The 21325-nt window shown below is 37.5% G+C and carries 14 protein-coding genes; 8 read left to right on the plus strand and 6 right to left on the minus strand.

Annotated features, from left to right (window positions below; genetic code table 11):
- Positions 1–10: 10 nt before the first annotated feature.
- Complete coding sequence (locus GGR22_RS09570) at positions 11–1792, minus strand: chondroitinase-B domain-containing protein (protein WP_182493430.1); 1782 nt, start codon at positions 1790–1792, stop codon at positions 11–13.
- 389 nt (positions 1793–2181) lie between these two features.
- On the opposite strand from GGR22_RS09570, the gene GGR22_RS09575 reads away from it, so the two are divergent.
- The 4 genes from GGR22_RS09575 (at position 2182) to GGR22_RS09590 (ending at position 8986) form a co-directional block, all read left to right on the plus strand.
- Positions 2182–3159 (plus strand): pyruvate dehydrogenase complex E1 component subunit beta, encoded by a 978-nt coding sequence (locus GGR22_RS09575; protein WP_121376102.1) that lies wholly within the window; start codon positions 2182–2184, stop codon positions 3157–3159.
- Between the two features lie 135 nt (positions 3160–3294).
- A complete protein-coding gene (locus tag GGR22_RS09580) occupies positions 3295–5802 on the plus strand; it encodes a DUF5686 and carboxypeptidase-like regulatory domain-containing protein (protein WP_182493431.1) in 2508 nt (835 codons plus the stop codon).
- 104 nt (positions 5803–5906) lie between these two features.
- A complete protein-coding gene (locus tag GGR22_RS09585; RefSeq protein ID WP_121376104.1) occupies positions 5907–6437 on the plus strand; it encodes an inorganic diphosphatase in 531 nt (176 codons plus the stop codon).
- 113 nt (positions 6438–6550) lie between these two features.
- Positions 6551–8986 (plus strand): sodium-translocating pyrophosphatase, encoded by a 2436-nt coding sequence (locus tag GGR22_RS09590; protein WP_182493432.1) that lies wholly within the window; start codon positions 6551–6553, stop codon positions 8984–8986.
- Positions 8987–9049: 63 nt separating this feature from the next.
- On the opposite strand, the gene GGR22_RS09595 is transcribed toward GGR22_RS09590, so the two are convergent.
- Both GGR22_RS09595 and GGR22_RS09600 read right to left on the minus strand, forming a co-directional pair.
- The gene (locus GGR22_RS09595) at positions 9050–9664 is read right to left on the minus strand and encodes a deoxynucleoside kinase (protein ID WP_121376106.1); all 615 of its coding nucleotides are present in this window, start codon (positions 9662–9664) and stop codon (positions 9050–9052) included.
- On the minus strand, positions 9664–10455 hold the full coding sequence (locus GGR22_RS09600) for a hypothetical protein (protein WP_182493433.1): 792 nt from the start codon (positions 10453–10455) through the stop codon (positions 9664–9666). Before GGR22_RS09600 ends, GGR22_RS09595 begins: the two co-directional genes overlap by 1 nt.
- A gap of 150 nt (positions 10456–10605) precedes the next feature.
- Here GGR22_RS09600 and GGR22_RS09605 point away from each other — a divergent pair, with 150 nt between their 5' ends.
- Positions 10606–11526, plus strand: a complete 921-nt coding sequence (locus tag GGR22_RS09605) for a GLPGLI family protein (protein ID WP_182493434.1) — start codon at positions 10606–10608, stop codon at positions 11524–11526.
- Positions 11527–11545: 19 nt separating this feature from the next.
- On the opposite strand, the gene GGR22_RS09610 is transcribed toward GGR22_RS09605, so the two are convergent.
- Entirely contained in the window at positions 11546–12226 is a 681-nt protein-coding gene (locus GGR22_RS09610) for a response regulator transcription factor (protein ID WP_121376109.1), read from the minus strand.
- Entirely contained in the window at positions 12219–13817 is a 1599-nt protein-coding gene (locus GGR22_RS09615) for a sensor histidine kinase (RefSeq protein WP_182493435.1), read from the minus strand. Before GGR22_RS09615 ends, GGR22_RS09610 begins: the two co-directional genes overlap by 8 nt.
- Positions 13818–13940: 123 nt before the next feature.
- Between GGR22_RS09615 and GGR22_RS09620 the strand changes: the two genes are divergently transcribed.
- The 3 genes from GGR22_RS09620 to GGR22_RS09630 all read left to right on the plus strand — a co-directional run bounded on the left by GGR22_RS09620 (position 13941) and on the right by GGR22_RS09630 (position 19971).
- Positions 13941–14786 (plus strand): GLPGLI family protein, encoded by an 846-nt coding sequence (locus tag GGR22_RS09620; RefSeq protein ID WP_246336934.1) that lies wholly within the window; start codon positions 13941–13943, stop codon positions 14784–14786.
- 32 nt (positions 14787–14818) lie between these two features.
- Positions 14819–17503 (plus strand): carboxypeptidase-like regulatory domain-containing protein, encoded by a 2685-nt coding sequence (locus GGR22_RS09625; RefSeq protein ID WP_182493436.1) that lies wholly within the window; start codon positions 14819–14821, stop codon positions 17501–17503.
- A 182-nt stretch (positions 17504–17685) separates the two neighbouring features.
- Positions 17686–19971 (plus strand): tetratricopeptide repeat protein, encoded by a 2286-nt coding sequence (locus tag GGR22_RS09630; RefSeq protein WP_182493437.1) that lies wholly within the window; start codon positions 17686–17688, stop codon positions 19969–19971.
- 55 nt (positions 19972–20026) lie between these two features.
- Here the strand turns inward: GGR22_RS09630 and metK are convergent, their stop codons facing one another.
- Complete coding sequence (gene metK / locus GGR22_RS09635) at positions 20027–21277, minus strand: methionine adenosyltransferase (protein ID WP_182493438.1); 1251 nt, start codon at positions 21275–21277, stop codon at positions 20027–20029.
- Positions 21278–21325 lie beyond the last annotated feature (48 nt).

Raw genomic sequence — 21325 nt, forward strand, 5'->3', positions numbered from 1 at the left:
TTAACCAATATTACTGTTTCATGATTTTATAAATTCCTGATTTATTTGCTGTTTTTATTTTGGCAAAGTACAATCCTGCTGGCTGCTTTTCTAAGCTTATTTTAATCGTTCCAGAAATAGGAATATAAGTTTCTTCAGAAATTAATCGAGAATGTACGTCGTATATCGCTACAGTAGTTTCTTCTTGTGAATCAAGGCTGATTTCAAAATTTCTTTTTGTTGGATTAGGATAGATGATTGCTTTCAGGGTTTCTTGTTTGTCTACTGAAAGTGCTTCTTCATAAGCATTCGGACCGACGTCATTAATAGTCACAGGAAGATAAACCGCTGCTGCAGTACTATAATGATCTGCTCCGGCATTGCTTGTCGAAGGTCTTGCCTGGCCGTCGATGTCTTCGTTGATATTTAGCGTTGGGACGGCATTGCCAATAGTAGGAGACGAGCTGGTAGATTTCCATATTCCTCCGTTAATAGCAAGATTCGGATTTTGGACTACAGCTTGGCTCGTCGTAAAAGCTGGCCCTCCTTCGATTAATTGTGCGCTTCCGGTTGGATATAAAATGTTATTGAGCCAAGTTACTTCTCCGAGCTGGTCGTTAAATATTTTGACTAGACTGTTTTGCGAGCCTGTTACCAGATTGTTTGCTATGGTAATGTCTTCAAGTTTGATATTATAAGAGCCGTTTGATTTTGCGTAGCCAATCTGAATTCCGTAGGCGTTGTTGACTAGCGTATTATAAGCGACTGTTATTCGTTCTCCTCTAAAGTGCAAGCTAAAGTCAGTGTCGATTCCGGTTCTTGCATCGCCTTGCGTGAGTGCAATCGGTGCGTCGAAAAGCGTTCCTTGAAGTCCTTCCAAATAGTTGTTTTTGATCACATGGTCGGCACCATAAGCTCGAATTCCTCCAGTGTATATTGGTGTTGTTCCAAACATGCCGTTAGGTTTGCCTCCGCCAAAAAAATAATTCCCTTCAGCAATATTCCGGTTGCCTTGACGCAAGGTCAATGAACCGTAATTTCTGTTGAATGTATTGTGTCGTACAATGTTGTCGCATGATTTGACCGAAACAATTTCGGGATCTCCATCGCATTCCTCAAACAGGTTAAATTCTACGGTAGTAAAACCGCTCGAATTACATAATTGGCTGTTTCCGATTCGAATAGCTTCTTTTTCATTTTCAAGTCTAGGACCATTGTTGTAGAAGTAATTGTGGTCAATTCGGTCGTATTGCGACTGCTGATTCACGGTCTGATCTTGATTATAAGTGCCGTCAATAGTAATGTAATTGCCTGCGGTAGTCTTGTTTTTAAAGATATTGTGGTCGATCCTGTTGTGGTGGCTTAGAAATTGGAAAGTATAATCGTTGTAATAGCCTGCAACGACAAGCCATTTTATAGAATTTGTTGTCGTGAGTTCGAAGACATTCCGTGTAATTCTGATATTGTTTGAGGCTTCAAGCTTGACTAAAGTGTTATTGCTTTGGCAATTGAAGACAAATCCTTCCAGTGTAATATGGGCTGATTTCTTAAAAACAAAATGAGAATCGCTAGTAAAAGTAACGCCACCTACCGTTGCCGCTTTGATAGTAATTGGATTTTCTGCAGTTGCAATTTTGGTAAAGCTGCAATAAAAGTCAGCATAAGTTCCGTTTGGAATTATAAATGTAGTTCCTGGCGCAGCGGCATTAACTTGCGTTTGCAGGCTGGTGTCGGTAGTGACATAGGTTTGTGAATGTAGGACGGTGTTCAATAGGAGTGCGCAGAGGGTTGTAAAAAAGTATTTGACATGCATAGTGGTTGCGGTTTTTGGTTAAAATTTTGTGTTTTCTTTTTATCTAAAAGTCGATTTCTAGATAAATTGGTTAACCAAATATAGAATTTTTTTATATTGATAATTATTTAGTGTTATTTTTTAACATATTTTATTTTTAGGGATGTTTTATTGTGTATTTATTGTTTTAAGTGTTTTCTTATTGAAGTTATGGTTGTCTAGTTGTTGTGTGTTTAAACTAAGCTAGCAATCACTTCGTTTCTTCGGGAAGGCTGGGGCTATATCGTTTTCGTTGAAATCTGCCCGTTCAAAAACAATAATTAAGAACTTATTAATTATAATTTATTCGATTTAGTTGTTTAAAATAATTATTTTTGCCTTTCAATTTTTAGAAGATAATAAAACATAATATGAGAACAATCCAATTTAGAGAAGCAATCTGCGAGGCGATGAGCGAAGAGATGCGTCGTGATGAATCTATATATTTAATGGGTGAAGAAGTAGCCGAGTATAACGGTGCTTACAAAGCCTCAAAAGGAATGTTGGACGAATTTGGACCAAAAAGAGTAATCGATACTCCGATTGCTGAGCTTGGTTTTGCAGGTATTGCAGTAGGTTCTGCTATGAACGGCAACCGTCCGATTGTAGAATTCATGACCTTCAACTTTTCATTGGTTGGTATCGATCAGATCATTAACAATGCGGCAAAGATGCGCCAGATGTCTGCAGGACAGTTCCCAATGCCAATGGTTTTTAGAGGGCCGACGGCTTCTGCAGGACAATTGGGAGCAACGCACTCGCAAGCTTTTGAAAACTGGTTTGCCAATACACCTGGATTAAAAGTGGTAGTTCCATCTAGCGTATACGATGCAAAAGGATTGTTGAAATCGGCTATTCGTGACAACGATCCGGTTATCTTCATGGAATCAGAGCAGATGTACGGAGATAAAGGTGAAGTTCCTGAAGGAGAATATACAATTCCGCTTGGCGTAGCCGATATCAAAAGAGAAGGTACTGATGTGACTATCGTTTCTTTTGGTAAAATCATCAAAGAGGCATATGCTGCGGCAGAAGAATTACAAAAAGAAGGAATCTCTTGTGAAATTGTCGACTTGAGAACCGTTCGTCCGATGGATCATGAAACTATCTTGAAATCTGTGAAAAAAACCAACAGATTAGTTGTTTTAGAAGAAGCTTGGCCGTTTGCCAGCGTTGCTTCAGAAATCACCTATATCGTTCAAGAAAGAGCTTTTGATTATCTAGATGCACCTATCCAAAGAATCACGACAGCTGATACTCCAGCGCCTTACTCACCAACACTTTTAAAAGAGTGGTTGCCAAATGCTGCCGATGTTATCAAAGCTGTAAAAAAAGTAATGTATAAATAAGTTTTTGAGCTCTTTTAGATGTCAGATTTTTCGAATAATCAAAAAATCTAAATATCAAGAAATCAAACACTCAAATTAACTATATTTGAAACTTCATCAGAATAATTTTGATGAAGTTTTTTTTTGCAATAAAATATGAACAAGAAAATTTTTGTAAGCCTAAGCTTTTTCTTTTTATTTATAAACTTTCTTGCTGCCCAGACCAAAGTAAGCGGTATCGTTTATGATGAATTCAAGCAGCCACTTCCTTATGCGAATGTCGTTTTTAAAGGAACCACCGAAGGTATCATTACCAATGAAGAAGGCAAGTTTTATTTAGAATCCAAAACAACCCAGAATGCTATCGTGGTGTCGTTTGTGGGGATGGAACCAAAAGAAATTCGTTTGGAAAAGCCGGTTACCTATAATATGGAAGTTAATCTGGGCGCTGGTAAAATGCTGAACGAAGTTGTAATCTATACCGGAAAAACTTCAAAAAAGAACAATCCTGCGATAGATATCCTACGAAAAATATGGGAACGCAAGAAGAAAAACGGATTGCGCCAGTTCAAGCAATACGAGTACGATAAGTATGAAAAAGTTGAATTTGACCTAAACACGATTGATAGCGCCTTGATGAAAAGCAAGCTTTTCAGAGGAATGGAATTTGTTTTTGAACAAGTCGATACTTCTGACGTAACGGGAAAATCGTATTTGCCGATTTTTATAAACGAAGCGTTAAGCCAAGTATATGGGGATAACACAACAGGTAGGATAAAGGAAGTCGCCAAAGCGAATAAAAACTCAGGATTCAGCAATAATCAGCAGTTAATTGCTTTTATAAAGGACCTTTATGCTGACTACGATATTTACGATAATTACCTTAAATTTTTCGACAAAGATTTTGTGAGTCCGCTTTCCAGAACGGGAATCAATGTTTATAATTATGTACTGCATGATAGTACTTACATAGATAACAAATGGTGCTATAATATCGTGTTTTACCCAAGAAGGAAAAACGAGCTTACCTTCAAAGGAGATTTTTGGGTAAACGATACGACCTTCGCGATTAAGAAAATAAACCTTACGGCAAGCCGTGGTGCTAATATCAACTGGGTCAAGGAGATTTATATCGAGCAAGAATTCGAAGTACTAAATGATTCTGTCTTTTTACTGACTAGAGATCATATGATGTCTGATTTCGCTTTCTCTAAAAAAGATAAATCCAGAGGTGTCTACGGAAAAAGAACCACGCTCTTCAAGAATCACAAATTTGATATCAAAAAAGACGACAAATTCTATAAGCAGGATGTCAATTCCTATGACCCTGAAATTTATGCTAAATCAGACGAATTTTGGAACGAGAATCGCTTTGAAAGTTTAAACAAGGACGAAAAGGGAGTCTATAAAATGCTGGATACGCTAAAGACGGTCAAGAAGTTTAAGCGGCTTTATAATCTCGTCTCCATACTGGGCAGTGGCTATATCGAAATGGATAATTTTGACTATGGGCCCATATTTTCGACCTTCGGATATAACGACGTAGAAGGAATCCGAATTAGGACAGGAGGAAGGACTTATTTCGGGCCTAATGATCCGTGGCGTATACAAGCCTATACTGCTTATGGATTCGACGACAACCAATTCAAATACGGTATTTCTGGAAAAGTGCTTTTGAACAAGAAAAACCGATTTATCATATCCGGAGGAAATAGGCGTGATATAGAACAAATAGGGGTCAGCCTTACAACATCGAATGATCTTCTGGGAAGAAGCTTTGCTTCCTCTTCACTTTTTGCCAGCGGAGATAACAGTAAGCTGACTTCGGTCAATTTGACTAACTTTTCGGCAGAAATAGAGCCTCTGAAAAATCTGGTGTTCCAAGCAGGAGTGTCTTATAGGACTTTAAAATCTGCTTCTCCAAATACATTTAGTCTAGATTATTATAAAGTTTTGCCGACCTTGGAAAATCCGCAAGGAGTTATTGAAAGCGAAGTGAAACAGTATGAATTTAATGCTTCGATCGATTACATGCCTGGAAGAAGACCTATCGGTTTTGGAGTAGAACGTACGAATGTCGATTCAAATTATGCAAGACTCTTCCTTAGCTTTAGTCAAGGAGTCAAAGGACTTTTCGGAAGTGATTTCGATTACGAAAAAGTACAATTCTATTACAGACAGCCTGTTTTGGTAGGCGGTTTCGGAAGGCTTTTTACCACGTTTGAAGCCGGTAAAATCTTCGGAGCTGTACCTCTTGGTTTGATGGGCGTTGTGCCAGGTAACCAGTCTTTTTTCATAATCGATAATACCTACAATCTAATGAATTACTACGAATTTATGGCCGACGAATATGTCTCGCTTCATTTTGAGCATAATTTCAACGGAAGATTGTTTGCCAGAGTTCCTTTCCTTCGCAAGCTAAACTGGAGGGAAATTATCGGTATAAAAGGAGTCTATGGAACAATCTCTGACGAAAATAGAGCCATAAATGCCCAAACAGCAATTCCTTACACAGCACCTGATGATTTATATTGGGAATACCATGCAGGAGTAGGCAATATATTCAAAGTCTTGCGAATTGATTTTGCTTGGAGAGGAAGCTACTTGAACCTCCCTGATGCCAATAAATTTGCCGTAAAAGCATCTTTCGGTTTCTATTTTTAAGAAATCTTTATTTTTAGATTGTTTGTGCGAGTTTTTATTGTTTCAATGTTTCTTAATGCTTACTTTTGCACCCGCTAAATTAGTATATAGAAACAAATTAGAATATGAGTGCAGCTAAGCAAAAATCTTTTGACGTATTGATTGAGATACCAAAAGGAAGCAGAAATAAATACGAATACGATTTCAAACTGAGAAAAATACGCTACGACAGAATGCTTTTCTCTTCTATGATGTATCCTGCAGATTACGGATTCATTCCAGAAACTTTAGCATTAGACGGCGATCCGCTAGATGTATTGGTTTTGGTAACCGAGCCTACTTTCCCAGGTTGCGTGATGGAAGTGAAGCCGATCGGCGTTTTCCACATGGCAGATGAAAAAGGACCAGACGAGAAAATTATCTGTGTACCAGTTTCTGACCCGATTTGGAACAAGTTGAATGATTTGACCGATATGAATCCTCACTTGCTAAAAGAAATTGAGCATTTCTTCCAAGTATACAAAGATTTAGAGCAGAAAAAAGTTGATGTAGAAGGATGGGGTGATGTAAACGAAGCAAAAGAAATTATCGAGCAATGTGTAGATCGTTTCGAATCTTTAGAAAATAGGCCAGAAGAGTTATTTAGCATTAGATAATCAAAATCCTAAAAAATTATTAAAAAAGCAATATTCAATACAGAATATTGCTTTTTTATTTATGTTGGTTTCGTTACATTTACAACTTATTAACCAAAACCAACAAACTTTTTATGGAGTCAATAATGATTTACGTACCGGCAATACTTGCAGTAGTCGGACTTCTTTTTATGGTAATTAAAAGATCTTGGGTTTTAAAACAAGATCCGGGAGATGGAAAGATGAAAGAAATTTCAGAATACATCTACGAGGGAGCTTTGGCCTTTCTTAAAGCAGAATACAAATTATTAACCTTATTCGTTATTGGTGCTAGTATCGCATTAGCAGCAATTACATTTTTACCTGGAGCAACCACACACTTATCTATCGTGATTGCTTTTGTCTTCGGAGCCGTATTTTCTGCATTGGCAGGAAACATGGGGATGAAGATTGCTACAAAAACAAACGTCAGAACAACCCAAGCAGCGCGTACAAGCCTGCCGCAAGCACTGAAAGTTTCATTTGGAGGCGGAACAGTAATGGGTCTTGGCGTTGCAGGTCTTGCCGTTTTAGGACTGACCGCATTTTTTATCTTCTTTTTCCATTTCTTCATGAACGGACAGTGGGTTGAAGGACTTTACAATGGAGAAACAAGAACAGCTAACGAATTAATGACCATCCTTTTGGAAACATTGGCAGGATTCTCTCTTGGAGCTGAATCGATTGCTTTGTTTGCACGTGTGGGTGGCGGAATTTATACAAAAGCAGCCGACGTTGGAGCCGATTTAGTTGGAAAAGTAGAAGCTGGTATTCCAGAAGATGATCCACGTAATCCTGCTACAATTGCAGATAACGTTGGAGATAACGTTGGAGACGTTGCAGGTATGGGAGCCGATTTGTTCGGGTCGTATGTAGCAACTGTCTTGGCGGCAATGGTTTTAGGAAATTATGTGATTAAAGATATGGGCGGAAGTATTGCTGATGCTTTTGGGGGAATCGGTCCGATTCTTTTGCCGATGGCAATTGCTGGTGTAGGGATTATCATCTCAATCATCGGAACTATGCTGGTTAAGATCAGCAGTAATGATGCAAAAGAAGCCCAAGTTCAAGGAGCGCTAAACGTTGGAAACTGGGTTTCTATCGGTTTGACAGCAGTTGCATGTTATGTTTTGGTGACCTGGATGTTGCCTGCAACAATGAAAATGAAATTTTACGGGGAAGGCTATATGGACATCTCTTCGATGAGAGTTTTTTATGCGACATTGGTCGGATTATTTGTAGGAGCTGTAATTTCTTCTGTTACGGAATATTATACCGGATTAGGTAAAAAACCAATCTTGGCAATCGTTCAAAAATCAAGTACCGGAGCTGGAACAAATATCATTGCTGGTTTGGCAACAGGTATGATTTCAACCTTCCCGACCGTATTGTTGTTCGCTTCTGCAATTTGGGCTTCTTATGCTTTCGCAGGTTTCTACGGAGTGGCTTTGGCAGCTTCTGCGATGATGGCTACAACAGCAATGCAGTTAGCAATCGATGCTTTTGGTCCGATTTCAGATAATGCCGGAGGTATTGCCGAAATGAGCGAATTGCCTAAAGAAGTGCGTCAGCGTACCGATATTTTGGATTCTGTAGGAAATACGACAGCAGCAACCGGAAAAGGTTTTGCTATTGCTTCTGCAGCCTTGACTTCATTAGCCTTGTTTGCAGCTTATGTGACTTTTACAGGCATTGATGGAATCAATATTTTCAAAGCTCCTGTATTAGCGATGCTTTTTATAGGAGGTATGATTCCTGTAGTATTCTCGGCTTTGGCTATGAATTCTGTCGGGAAGGCAGCTATGGACATGGTATACGAAGTAAGAAGACAGTTCCGTGAAATTCCTGGCATTATGGAAGGTACAGGAAAACCAGAATATGCAAAATGCGTAGACATTTCTACAAAAGCAGCCTTGAGAGAAATGATGCTTCCTGGAATATTGACGATTGGATTCCCAATTGCTATCGTTCTTTTAGGAAAACTAGTCTATCCAGAAAACAATCAGCTGATTGCAGAAATGCTTGGAGGTTATATGGCAGGAGTTACTGTTTCAGGCGTACTTTGGGCTGTTTTCCAAAACAATGCTGGAGGTGCTTGGGACAATGCTAAAAAATCTTTTGAGGCAGGTGTTATGATCAATGGAGAAATGACATACAAAGGCTCTGATGCCCACAAAGCAGCTGTAACGGGTGATACGGTCGGCGATCCATTTAAAGATACTTCTGGGCCGTCTATGAACATCTTGATTAAATTGACTTGCCTTATCGGTTTGGTAATCGCTCCAATTTTAGGAGGGCATGATGCAAAAGCGGTAGTTCAAGAAGTAGAAGCGGTTGAAGTTGTTGTTGAAGCGCCAGCGCCTGAAGTAAAACAATCGACTAAAGAAATCAGAATAGAATCAGTAAAAAGCGCAGACGGAAAAGTAAAAGCTACTGTTACGACTGTTACAGATTCTGCTGAATCGGTTGAAGTTTTTGAAGGAACTGAAGCTGAAGTCAATGCGAAACTCGAAGCTTTTAAAAAGAAATAAAGTGTTCAGGATACAAAAAAAGCCTTCCAATTTGGAAGGCTTTTTTTGTATTGTTTAGTAAGCTTAAAACAATCCGTTGATCTCGGCATTGATTCTGTTAATGATGGCACCTAAATCCTCTGGGTTGTCCACGAAATTGATATTGTCTACATCAATAATCAAAAGCTTTCCATTCGTGTAGCTTTGGATCCAAGCCTCGTATCTTTCATTCAGACGGCTGAGGTAATCGATAGAAATTGAATTTTCATATTCCCTTCCTCTCTTATGGATTTGATTCACCAAATTCGGAATGGAACTTCTCAAGTAAATCAGCAAATCCGGACCTTCAACCAAAGATTCCATCAATTCAAAAAGCGATTTATAATTATTGAAATCGCGATTTGTCATCAACCCCATAGCGTGAAGGTTGGGCGCAAAAATATGCGCGTCTTCATAAATCGTTCGGTCTTGGATGATGTTCTTGCCGCTTTCGCGTATTTGGAGCACCTGCCTGAAACGGCTATTCAAGAAATAAATCTGAAGGTTAAACGACCAACGTTCCATCTGATGGTAAAAATCATCCAGATATGGATTGTCTACGACGTCTTCAAAATGCGGTTCCCATTTAAAATGTTTTGCTAACAATCTCGTCAGCGTTGTTTTTCCTGCCCCGATATTCCCTGCTACTGCTATGTGCATTATGGTAATGTAATTTTATATTGACTGATTTCGTTTTCGGTAAAAATAGATAAAATTTGGTCTTTAAATGAAAAACGGATAAAGCTTTTTTCATTTAAAGTTATCGGCAATAAGGACTGGTCTTCTAAATTATAGAGAAACAATCCGTTATCGTTTTTGAGTAAAATCTGCTTTGGGGATACGACCTGCGCTTGGCTGTATTCTGGAACTTGCCCAAGAAAATTGACCTTTCCAAAGAGATTCGACACATATAAATTCTGCTTGGTGTCGATCCAATAAAAATAATTGTAATCCGATTGGTAAAATTTCAAGTTTTCTTTAAACGGTGGCGTTATGGATTGAAAAGTACTTTTCTGGACATCAAACAATCCTAGTTTTTGTGAAAGAATATCATAAACCCAAAGTCTGTTTTGAGAAGCCAAGCTCACAGCTTCTGGATTTAAAGGCTGCGGAAGTTCCGAAAAATTGATTTTTACAGTTTCATTCAGCTGATTGTCCAATAATACTGCCGTAGTAAACTGTTTGTAAAACAAGACTAACTGAAGCGGATTTTGCAGGTCGACTTGATGGATTTTTCCTAAAGAGACATTTTTATAAAAGAAAACTTGGGTAGGACTCGTCTTTTTAAATTCGTTTTCATTAATAGAATAGAAATTGCCAAAATTATCCTTGCCGATATAGTACCCTTTTTCCCATTTTTCTGCATTAGAAAAAAAGGGAATAATACTTGGCTGCTGTGAAAAGCCCAGCATGGGAATCAAGGCCAAGAGTATAAAAATGAGTTTCTTCATATAGGTGCCAATTTACGAATATCCTTTCAGATGCGTGTCTAAATTAAAATATTTAAATGTTGTCTTATTTGATGCTAAATATTATTTAACAAAAGCTTTGTAGCAAATATTGTCCAAATCCGTCATATTTGTATATTAAATTCTTGATTTATGAAAAGATACCTCTTATCTGTAGTTTTTTTAGTTTCAATTTCCAGTTTGCAAGCTCAAAAACTTCAAGGAACTTCATCGACAGGTTCACAGACCCAGCAATTTCAAGGCATGGCGGTTTATGAATCTAAAACAAGTACAGCTGATATGAAGTCAAGGCTGTCGGGTAATAAAGAGATCACGCCAGAAATGCAGAAGTCTATAGAAGAAAGGATGAAAAAAATGTTGGAAAAGACATTTATTCTCAATTTCGACAAGACTGCATCTATTTATAAAGAAGAAGAAAAACTGGAAGCACCTGGACAAAATAATGGAGGATTCAGAATGATGTCTTCCATGATGGGCGGTGGTGGCACTTATTATAAAAATGTAAAAGAGAAAACATTTGCTGTTGATAAAGAATTTATGGGAAAGGAATTTTTAGTAAAAGATTCATTGCCAAAACTAGAGTGGAAATTGGAAGGCGAGACCAAACAAATCGGAGGCTATACCTGCTATAAGGCAACGGCGTTAAAACCCGTGAGTCAATCGGATTTTAGGAATTTTAGGCCTAAGAAAGAAGAAGCTAAAAAAGAGAAACCAGCGGAAAAGGAAAAGAAAACTAACTTCATGGATGATTTCGAAATTCCGAAAGAAATCAACATTACCGCTTGGTATGCTCCAGAAATTCCTGTCAACCAAGGCCCAGAAGGTTATTGGGGACTTCCAGGATTAATTTTAGAAGTAAGCGATGATAAGACCGTAATTCTTTGTTCAAAAATCGTACTCAATTCTAAAGAAAAAGCAGAAATCAAGGCGCCGTCAAAAGGCAAGGTGGTTACCCAAAAAGAATACGATGAAATTGTCATAAAAAAAATGGAGGAAATGCGCGAACAGTTTCAAAAAGGAGGTGGAAGACCAACAATGAGAATCGGAAATTAGCCTGCGAAACTTCCAAGAATTATAAAATCAATTTATAGCCTTGACTCCGAACATTTATAATTTGAATGTTAGGGTCGAGGCTTAATTTTTTTCTCAATTTTGTAATAAAAACATCCATGCTTCGACCGTTGAAGAAATCATCATCGCCCCAGATTTTTTTCAAAACAAGGGAACGGTCTAAGATATCATTTTTGTTCTCAACCAAAAGATGAAGTAGCGAAGCTTCACGATGCGTAAGAAAGAGCATGTTTCCAGAATGGTTCAGTGTCTGCTTTGTCAGATTAAAGAGATAGCTGCCGATAACAATGTCTTCCTCATTCTTTTCAGGCTGGATCCTGCCCAAAAGCGAATGAATCCTGACAATCAATTCTTCCATGCTGAAAGGCTTTTTTAAGTAATCATTACCCCCAAGTTGAAATCCGTCCACAACATCCTGCGTTTGCGATTTTGCGGTAAGAAAAACAATCGGCGTTTTTTTGTCCAGCTTACGAATTTCTTTCGCTAGCGTAAATCCGTCTTTTTTTGGCATCATGACATCCAAGACCAAAAGTTCTGGTTTTTCTTTAGTATAGGCATCAAAAGCTTCTTCGCCGTTTTTGCACAAGACAACTTCAAAGTTTCGGGTCTCGAGACTTTCTTTGATGATCTGGGCCAATGCAGGCTCATCTTCTGCTAGAATTATTTTAGTTTTGCTAGACATCGGATAGTTTTATTTTGAATACGGTCAGTTCTGGATTAGGAAGCAATTCCAATGTTCCTCCATGTTTCTCAACAATCTTTTTGGAATAATAGAGCCCGATACCGAAACCTTTCACGTCATGAGTGTTTCCTTTAGGAATCCTGTAAAACTTGTCGAAAATCTTCTCTTTTTGGCTTTTGTCTATTCCAGAGCCGTTGTCTTCGACCGTAATTTCCAGATTGTTTTGAACATAGTTCAAGTGAAGATTTATAGTAGCACCGCCATATTTGACAGCATTATCGATGAGATTCGAAAGAGCATTTTCAAAATGGAAAGGATCGATATTTATAATCAGCTGCTCCATGTTGGTGTCGAAAGAAATCGTCTTTTCTGGGCTGATCATTTTATGCTTTTCGATAAGTGTCTTGATGGCAGAAACAATATTTACAGATTCTTTATGAAGCAAAAGCTTGTCCGTATCCAGCGAAGCCGTTTCCAAAAGTTTCTCGACCATCACTTCTAATTTTTTTAATTGCTGGTTTGAAATATCAAGATAACGCTTCGTCTTTTCGGGATCATTTACGTCATTAAAATTCCGAATGCCTTCAATAGCAGTAGCGACTGTCGTAATCGGTGTCTTGAATTCATGTGTAATATTGCTGATCAGGTCGTTTTTGATCTCATCTACCTTTTTTTGTTTGTTGATGGTTCTGAGCAAATACAAAAGACAGCCGATAATTGAAAGCGAAAGCAGCAACGAAAGAATAATTTCAACCATACTTCGCTTCACGATCAATAGCACCGGATTCGAGAATAATAACTTTAATTTCTGATGTTGCGGAAGAAATGTAGAATTAGAAATCGTACTCAAAGCAAGATCACTGTTTTTATCAATCTTATAATTCTGAAATACAGTATCTGCTTTCAAATGCTGAATTCCATATCGAATAGGAATGCCTTTTCGTGCCAATTCCTTATCTAAAGCATTGCCCACTTTGTCGAACTGTATCGAGTCGCGCGTCAAAGAAACAAGGATCTTGTTGGTGAAATTCTGGATTTTTGAAACACTATCCATGGCCCGTTTTCCGCTCAAGACTTTTATTTCAGTTTTATGAGGCAGGCTAACGTCAGTATTTATTTGAAATTGAGTTCCTTTTTTCTTTGAAGATAGTGTTTTCTCACTAGACATACTATCTGGAAAACCTTTTAAGATTCGTTTGTTCGTCTTTTCAGACGGATTCTTGATCGTAATAAACGTAGTCGTTTTAGGCGATTTGTCTTCAGTAAATGTTCCGACTGCTATTCTTTCTTTTGTCGGGGTTGCTTTTTTCTTCTCCTTAAAACTATTGATAAACACAGAATCAGAAATAACATTATCCACAAAATGCGGATCTTTAAAGGTAGCGTTGCCAATAAAAGTCATATAATCACTTTTTACATCTTCGGCATAATAATGCTCGACGCTGTTGTCAAACGCAATCTGCACATCATTAATCAGCCGTCGTTTGTTTTCAGCATAGTTTTTTATATTCCAATAAATCTGCAAACCAATTGTGGCAAGGATCGTTATCGAAATAAAAAATAAAATGTATTTGTAATTCTTTGATTTCATTTTTCAAAAGTATAAACAAATTCCATTGAAAAAATACCGTTAACAATCGTTAACGTTGGTTAACTGAAAAAGAGATTTCTTGTCGTTTAATTTGTACCATTACTAACATAAAAAACAAATAAAATGATAAAGTCAACAGTTACATTAGCGTTTATGGTAACGGTGTTTTCGGCAAGTTTAATGAAAGCCCAAGATTTCCAAGGACAGGCGACTTATGAGTCAAAAACAATAATCAAAGACGATATAAAAATTGATGGCCCGAACATGACTCCAGATATGAAAGCCATGTTTGCAGAAAAAATGAAAAAAGCTTTCGAAAAAACCTATGTGCTGAATTTTAATAAGACCGAATCTATTTACGAAGAACCTCAAAAGCTAGAAGCTCCAGATGCGTCTTCAGGAGGAGTGGTTATCAAAACTGCTTCGGCAAGCGATGGAAAAATCTATAAAAATATAAAGAGTAAGATGATGCTTTCTGAAGAAGATTTCTTCGGAAAAGAATTCCTAATCACCGATTCGTTGCCGAACTGGAATTGGCAACTGATGAACGAGACAAAAAAAATAGGCAATTATACCTGCTACAAAGCCGTATCCGTAATTCCTGTTACCAAGGAAGATATGGAAGAATATGAAAAAATGAAAAAGAAAAAAAGCGAGGGCGCAACGCAACTATTTACTGTAAGTGAGCCGAAGGAAAGAACAATAACCGTTTGGTATACGCCAGAAATTCCAATCAGCCAAGGACCTGGCGAATATTGGGGACTTCCTGGGTTGATCATGGAAGTAAACGATGCAACAACAGTAGTATTATGTTCCAAAATCGTATTGAATCCAAAGGATAAAATAACGATCAAAGTGCCAAAAAGCGGGAAAAAAGTAACGAAGAAGGAATATGATATACTAATCGAAAAACAGATGGAACAGATGAAGGATTCCAAAGGAAATATTCAGATCAGGATCGGCAATTAATTACTAGTTTTACACCCAACAACTTATCTCAAATGAAAAAGATACTTTTTCTCGCATTTTTTTTCTTGTCCCTTTATAGTTATTCCCAAAATATACGATTTGAAGGCCTTATAACCGATTCAAATGCTGTTGGTTTGGAAATGGCAAACGTCATGGCTGTAAACCAAGGTACAAAAGCAATGGATTCTTATGCGATTACGAATGACAAAGGAAAATTCCTATTGTCGCTGAAGCCAAATGCTACCTACAAAATAAAGGTCAGTTATATTGGCTATCAAGCTAAGGAAATTGATCTTGTGACGCAATCAGAAAATATGATCCAGACCATAGTTTTGCAAGAAGGAGTAGATTTGGATCAAGTTGAGATCGTACACGAAATGCCCGTTTCAATCAAAGGAGATACGATTGTTTATAATGCCGATTCCTTTAAGACCGGAACAGAAAGAAAATTAGAAGATGTATTAAAAAAGCTTCCAGGTGTTGAGGTAAATGCAGATGGTGAGATAGAAGTTGAAGGAAAAAAAGTCCAAAAATTAATGGTAGAAGGAAAAGACTTTTTTGATGGCGATACTAAATTAGGAGTAAAAAATATTCCAGCCGATGCTGTCGATAAAGTTCAGGTGTTGAGAAATTACAATGAAGTTGGTGCTCTGAAAGGTCTCGAAAACAACGAAGAAAACGTCGCGATGAATATCAAGCTGAAAGACGGCAAAAAGAACTTTTGGTTTGGCGACATGAACGCCGGAATTGGAGTCGGGCATGAAGATAGTCGGTATGTCGTAAATCCGAAATTGTTCTACTATAATCCGAAATACAGCATCAACGTGATTGCTAATTTTAATAATATCGGAGAACTGCCTTTGACCATACAGGATTATTTTAAGTTCACAGGAGGCTTTAGAGGCATGATGCAAAAAGGAGGAAGCTCTTTCAATGTTTCGTCGAACGACTTAGGAATTGCGATGCTCAGAAATAATCGTGCGAAGGAAATCGAGACACAGTTTGGAGCCACGAACTTCTCTTACAATGTTACTAAAGAATGGAGCTTGAGCGGTTTTGCAATCCTTTCTTCATCGGAAACGGACTTGGAAACGAAATCGAGAAGCACAATTCTAGAGACAGGAGTAAGACAGCAAAACGAAGAAATCGCCCACCAAAAAAGCAATCTCGGATTGTTTAAGTTCAGCTCGAGCTACAAGCCAAATACAAAGCTGCAGTTTGATTACGATGTTTTGATGAAACAGTCGAAACAAGATGAGAATAACAATTTGCTTCGAGAATATACCGTTAACGATATTACGACTGCTGAAGATATTTATACGACTAAAAAGCAAAATCCGACATCGATAAACCAAAATGCAAGCCTCTATTATACGTTGGATGACAAAAATGTTTTTGCTTTTGAAGCGCAGCATTTATATCAAGACGAAGACCCTTTCTATAATGCAAATCTGCTCAACCAGCCTTTCGCCTTGTCAGGATATGTAGAAAACCAAAATAGGAATGATTTAAGCCAAAGCCGATTCGTAAAAACAAATAAGCTCGATGCCAAGTTAGATTATTACTATATGCTTACGCCAAAAAGCAACATTAATGTTACGTTAGGAAATACAAATTCGCACCAGAATTTTAACTCGAGCATTTTCCAGATTTTAGACAATGGGACGAGAAATGACCTTGAAGCTCCAGAAAACAATAATAAAGTAAGGTATGATTTTAACGATGCTTTTATCGGATTGCATTATAAGTTCCTGACGGGCAAATTTACCTTTACGCCTGGATTTAGCATGCATTCTTACCAAATGAATAACGAACAATTAGGAACAAGCTACAAGCAAGATTTCTTTAAATTATTGCCAGATTTTTACGCCTTGTACCAAATTAAAAAGTCGGAAACACTTACCTATAATTTTGCTTTGACCAATACTTTTACAGATATCAACAATCTAGCAATGGGGAATGTACTTTCTGGATATAGCAGCTTATACAACGGAAACCGATTTCTTGAAAATTCAACTTCACAGGTACATTCCTTGAGATATTTCAAGTATAACATGTATAACTTTGAAAATATATTTGCCAACATTTCCTATAGCAAAGCAACCGATGCCGTAAAAAGCAGGATTGTTTTTGAAAATGTAAACCAAACATTGACACCTTATAACTCTAACTTGGCTGACGAGACAATTAATGCTAATGGAGCTTATGGACGTTCGTTTCTTAGAGATTATAAAGCCTCTGCCGGAGTGGGCCTAAACTGGTCGAAATTCAACAACATCCAAAACGGAAGCGTAAGAACACAAGAAAGTTTTATGCAGAATTATACTCTGAAAGCTGCAACCAATTACAAGTCGCTCCCAAATCTGGAAATAGGCTATAATTTTATGGTGAACGACTATGCCGGCTCAAAATTCTATACCGACAAGCCTTTTGCTAAATTGGATTATTATTTCCTAGATAGCTTTTCTTTTGTAGCCGAGTACGAGTTCTATCATTATTACAACAGCAGCAAGACTGTAGAAAATGAATATGATTTTCTAGACGCAAGCCTAATTTACCAAAAGAAAGACAGCAAGTTTGAGTATAAAATAAGCGCGACAAACCTGTTAGACACCAAAACTTTGAATGACGACAGTTTTAATCAATATCGAACTACAACTTCGCAATACAGGATACAGCCGAGATATTTGATGCTGTCATTGAAGTATAATTTATAGAGAAGGAAAATTTGAGATTTTCAGCCAAGCTATTTGCTCAACGGTTAAGGCGTTTTTGGTTAGTTGCTCCTTAATCCTGCCTATAGCTTGGCTGAATACTATTCAAGACGGCTTTTGTTTTTTGAATTATTTGCTGAAAAATAAGTTACATTTGTCAGATAAATAACCTAAAAAGCCACAATATGAAGAAGTATTCTGTTGGATTGCTGCTGTTTCTTTCTGCAATTTCCTATGCTCAAAATAAGATTGAAAAGACGACCTACATTTCAAATTCCTATGGACAGGATATCAAGCTGAACCTGCATGAAAACAATCAGTACGAGCTTGTTGTTTTTTATGGAAATTATGAAATTAAGAACGATACACTACACCTAAATAACAATCATTCTGAAGGATCTGATTTTTCAGTCGCATTTTCGTCTGATTCCAATCCGAGCTTAGGAAAAGTAAAAGTAAATCTTAAAGGTGTTGCTTCTTATTATTCAGGACTACATATTGGAACCCAGACAGGTAATTCTGAGCCTACATACAAAAGCATTTCGGATTTGGGGGGTGAGATGAATTTTGACGAAACCGAACTGAATTTCGAAATTAACAAATCAGACTATTTTTATTTGGCTAAAGAAGATTATAATGGCGAAACCACATTGTATAAATATGCCTTGCCAAGAGGTACAAATAAAATAGAAATTGAATACAATGCTAACTACTTAGGACAAATAAAACTTCAAGGCTATCTTAATGAAAAAAACGAATTGGTTGTTTCCGAAAAAAACAAAAAGAGCCCGATAACTTTTGTTCCAGAAAGCAGGAAGCCAAAAGCTGTAGAATCGCAAGTAAAGCCTTTGGAGACTAAAAAAGAAACCAGCTGGACCTATCCAGGGAAAGCTGACTTATATGGTCTTGCTGCTGACACTACAGCAATGGTAGCATCAGATTTTAAATTGGTAGTGCAAGACAATCTGCAAAAAGCACTAGAAGCTACTAAGAAAACTCCTCAAAAATTTTTGGTAGTCTCTTATGAACCTGATGATAAAAACGCGAAAACGGCATTCGACGCGTTTATCCAGAACCAGCAATATGCTATAGGAGGCTATTCCTATGAATACAATGCCGATTACGACAAATACAATTATTACCTAGCTACTGCAAAAGACAAATCTTGGGCGTCTAAAAATAAGATTACCGATAATCCATCGACAATTATTATGGATGCCGACGGAACTATCTTAGGGCAGATAAAAGGAAGTCTTTCTAAAAACGAGTCCCTTTTTAGTGTGTATTACAGCTCGATCGGCGACCAGCTGAAATTAGTCAAAGCTAAGATCGACCTAAATAAGGCTTTGAATTCAAAGAAGACCAAAGATTCCGAAATCGTAAAAAAAATGGTGCCGCTTTCAGAAAGTAATTCAGGATGGGCTATTAGTCCGCCAATGGTAACAACAGCTGTAGCCGTTCCTGCTGAAAAAGTAGTTGAAGAAGAAGTTCCGGTTGAAGTCGCAGAAGTTGCAGTCGATACCGTTGCCGCTTATCCAGCCTATTATGACCAAAACGAAGCCGTTTATACAAAAGTAGATTTTGACAAAAAGAAACTGCTTGCTGCTTGGAGCAGGATAGTCGACAGCCATTCAAAAGATGCAGCACCGGACATGGATTTTGTAAAAGTTGCCTTAGCAGAAATTCAAAATAGCGGATTTTATTATAGCCTATTTAATGAAGGAAGACCCTTTGATGAGACTAATTTCAAGGCGATTGATTATCTTTTGAAACATTATGATGCTATCCTGCAAGAACAAAAAACAGCTTCTGGCCAAGGAGAAATGGTTGATTATTATGGCGACTATGCTCCAACAATAGAAACGCAGCTTCCAACAGCTATTTCTAATGGTATCTCGCAACTTTCGGAGAAAACGACCGATGAATATCAAAATAGGATGATGGCTGTTTATAAAAAAACAGTAGAAAAAAAATCAGATGATTATAATGCAACTATCGAGTACCTAAGAGTACTTCAGGGTTTTGCAGAATCTACGAATAAAGAGAGTCAGTTTATAGAAGAATATGATGCCTTCTATAAAAAGACCTTTAAAGGACGCCAAAACGAAATCGAAATTTTAGATGAAATGTACAGCACTCCAGGAAAAGGATACCAAACCTATAACGACTGGAGCAGTTTTAAAAACTCTTTCTCAAATGCCTCCAATGAAGCTGCGTGGTTTGTGGTTCAAAAGGCTAAAAACCCAGAGTCGATCAAAAAAGCAATCCAATGGTCGGAATCTAGCTTGAGAATTGAAAAAAACAATCCGTATTATCTAGACACTTTAGCGCAGCTTTATTACAAAAATGGCGAAAAGCAAAAAGCAATCGCTACACAAGAACAAGCCTTGAAATTCTCTCAAGATATGGGAGATGAGACTAAAGCAGATTTAGAATCCGTCTTAGAGAAAATGAAAAACGGAACTTACTAAAAATAAAAAAACCATCCAATAACGGATGGTTTTTTTATGTCTAAAACAGCAGGATTTATAATCCGAAAGCGGTTTTTACTTTATCAACGAAATCTAATTTCTCCCAAGTAAACAATTCAACAGTAACTGTTTTCTCTTCACCATTTGGCGTTTTGAAAGTTTTGGTTACAGTTTCAGGTTTTCTTCCCATGTGGCCGTAAGCCGCAGTTTCACTATAAATTGGATTTCTCAGTTTTAATCTTTGCTCGATAAAATAAGGTCTCATATCGAAAAGCTCTTCTACTTTTTTAGCAATCTCTCCATCCGTAAGATTTACTTTAGAAGTACCGTACGTATTGATATAGATTCCCATTGGTTTTGCAACACCAATCGCATACGAAACCTGAACCAAAATTTCTTCAGCAACACCAGCTGCAACTAGATTTTTGGCAATGTGACGAGTAGCATAAGCTGCACTTCGGTCTACCTTGCTTGGGTCTTTTCCAGAAAAAGCACCACCACCGTGAGCTCCTTTTCCACCATATGTATCAACAATAATTTTCCTTCCAGTTAATCCTGTATCGCCATGTGGGCCTCCAATTACGAATTTTCCAGTAGGATTGATATGGTATTGGATTTTATTGTTGAACAAATGCGCATACTGCGGATTATTTTTGATAATTCTTGGAATCAAGATTTCAACCAAATCTTTTTTGATTTTTGCAAGCATTTTCGCTTCCTCATCAAAATCATCATGCTGTGTAGAAATTACGATAGCATCAATCCTTACAGGCTTGTTGTTATCGTCGTATTCTAATGTTACTTGTGATTTTGCATCTGGGCGAAGGTATTTGATCTCTTTGTTCTCACGACGCAAAACCGCTAATTCTTGCAATAATTTATGAGAAAGATTCAACGCCAAAGGCATAAAATCTTCAGTTTCATTAGTTGCATAACCGAACATCATTCCTTGGTCACCAGCACCTTGATCTTCTTTACTGGCTCTGTCTACACCTTGGTTGATATCCTGTGATTGTTCGTGGATAGCAGATAAGACACCACACGAATTAGCCTCGAACATATATTCGCTTTTGGTATAGCCAATTTTTTTGATGACATCGCGTGCAATTTGCTGAACGTCTAGATATGTTTTTGATTTAACTTCTCCCGCCAGAATTACCTGTCCAGTTGTAACCAAAGTTTCACAAGCAACTTTTGAATCGGCGTCAAAAGCCAAAAAGTTATCAATTAGTGCATCTGAAATTTGATCCGCAATTTTATCTGGATGTCCTTCACTCACAGACTCTGACGTAAATAAATAAGCCATATTTTTAAATTTTTAGGAATCGGAAAAATTGCAGAGAAGGCTAAAGGA

Origin of the sequence: Flavobacterium gossypii, assembly GCF_014138495.1 — a bacterium.
Classification (GTDB): Bacteria; Bacteroidota; Bacteroidia; order Flavobacteriales; family Flavobacteriaceae; genus Flavobacterium; species Flavobacterium endophyticum.

Bases quoted from the DNA above. Each gene is read 5' to 3' on its own strand.
- GGR22_RS09570 (WP_182493430.1), bottom strand. From the start codon at position 1,792: ATGCATGTCAAATACTTTTTTACAACCCTCTGCGCACTCCTATTGAAC.
- GGR22_RS09575 (WP_121376102.1), top strand. From the start codon at position 2,182: ATGAGAACAATCCAATTTAGAGAAGCAATCTGCGAGGCGATGAGCGAA.
- GGR22_RS09580 (WP_182493431.1), top strand. From the start codon at position 3,295: ATGAACAAGAAAATTTTTGTAAGCCTAAGCTTTTTCTTTTTATTTATA.
- GGR22_RS09585 (WP_121376104.1), top strand. From the start codon at position 5,907: ATGAGTGCAGCTAAGCAAAAATCTTTTGACGTATTGATTGAGATACCA.
- GGR22_RS09590 (WP_182493432.1), top strand. From the start codon at position 6,551: ATGGAGTCAATAATGATTTACGTACCGGCAATACTTGCAGTAGTCGGA.
- GGR22_RS09595 (WP_121376106.1), bottom strand. From the start codon at position 9,664: ATGCACATAGCAGTAGCAGGGAATATCGGGGCAGGAAAAACAACGCTG.
- GGR22_RS09600 (WP_182493433.1), bottom strand. From the start codon at position 10,455: ATGAAGAAACTCATTTTTATACTCTTGGCCTTGATTCCCATGCTGGGC.
- GGR22_RS09605 (WP_182493434.1), top strand. From the start codon at position 10,606: ATGAAAAGATACCTCTTATCTGTAGTTTTTTTAGTTTCAATTTCCAGT.
- GGR22_RS09610 (WP_121376109.1), bottom strand. From the start codon at position 12,226: ATGTCTAGCAAAACTAAAATAATTCTAGCAGAAGATGAGCCTGCATTG.
- GGR22_RS09615 (WP_182493435.1), bottom strand. From the start codon at position 13,817: ATGAAATCAAAGAATTACAAATACATTTTATTTTTTATTTCGATAACG.
- GGR22_RS09620 (WP_246336934.1), top strand. From the start codon at position 13,941: ATGATAAAGTCAACAGTTACATTAGCGTTTATGGTAACGGTGTTTTCG.
- GGR22_RS09625 (WP_182493436.1), top strand. From the start codon at position 14,819: ATGAAAAAGATACTTTTTCTCGCATTTTTTTTCTTGTCCCTTTATAGT.
- GGR22_RS09630 (WP_182493437.1), top strand. From the start codon at position 17,686: ATGAAGAAGTATTCTGTTGGATTGCTGCTGTTTCTTTCTGCAATTTCC.
- metK (WP_182493438.1), bottom strand. From the start codon at position 21,277: ATGGCTTATTTATTTACGTCAGAGTCTGTGAGTGAAGGACATCCAGAT.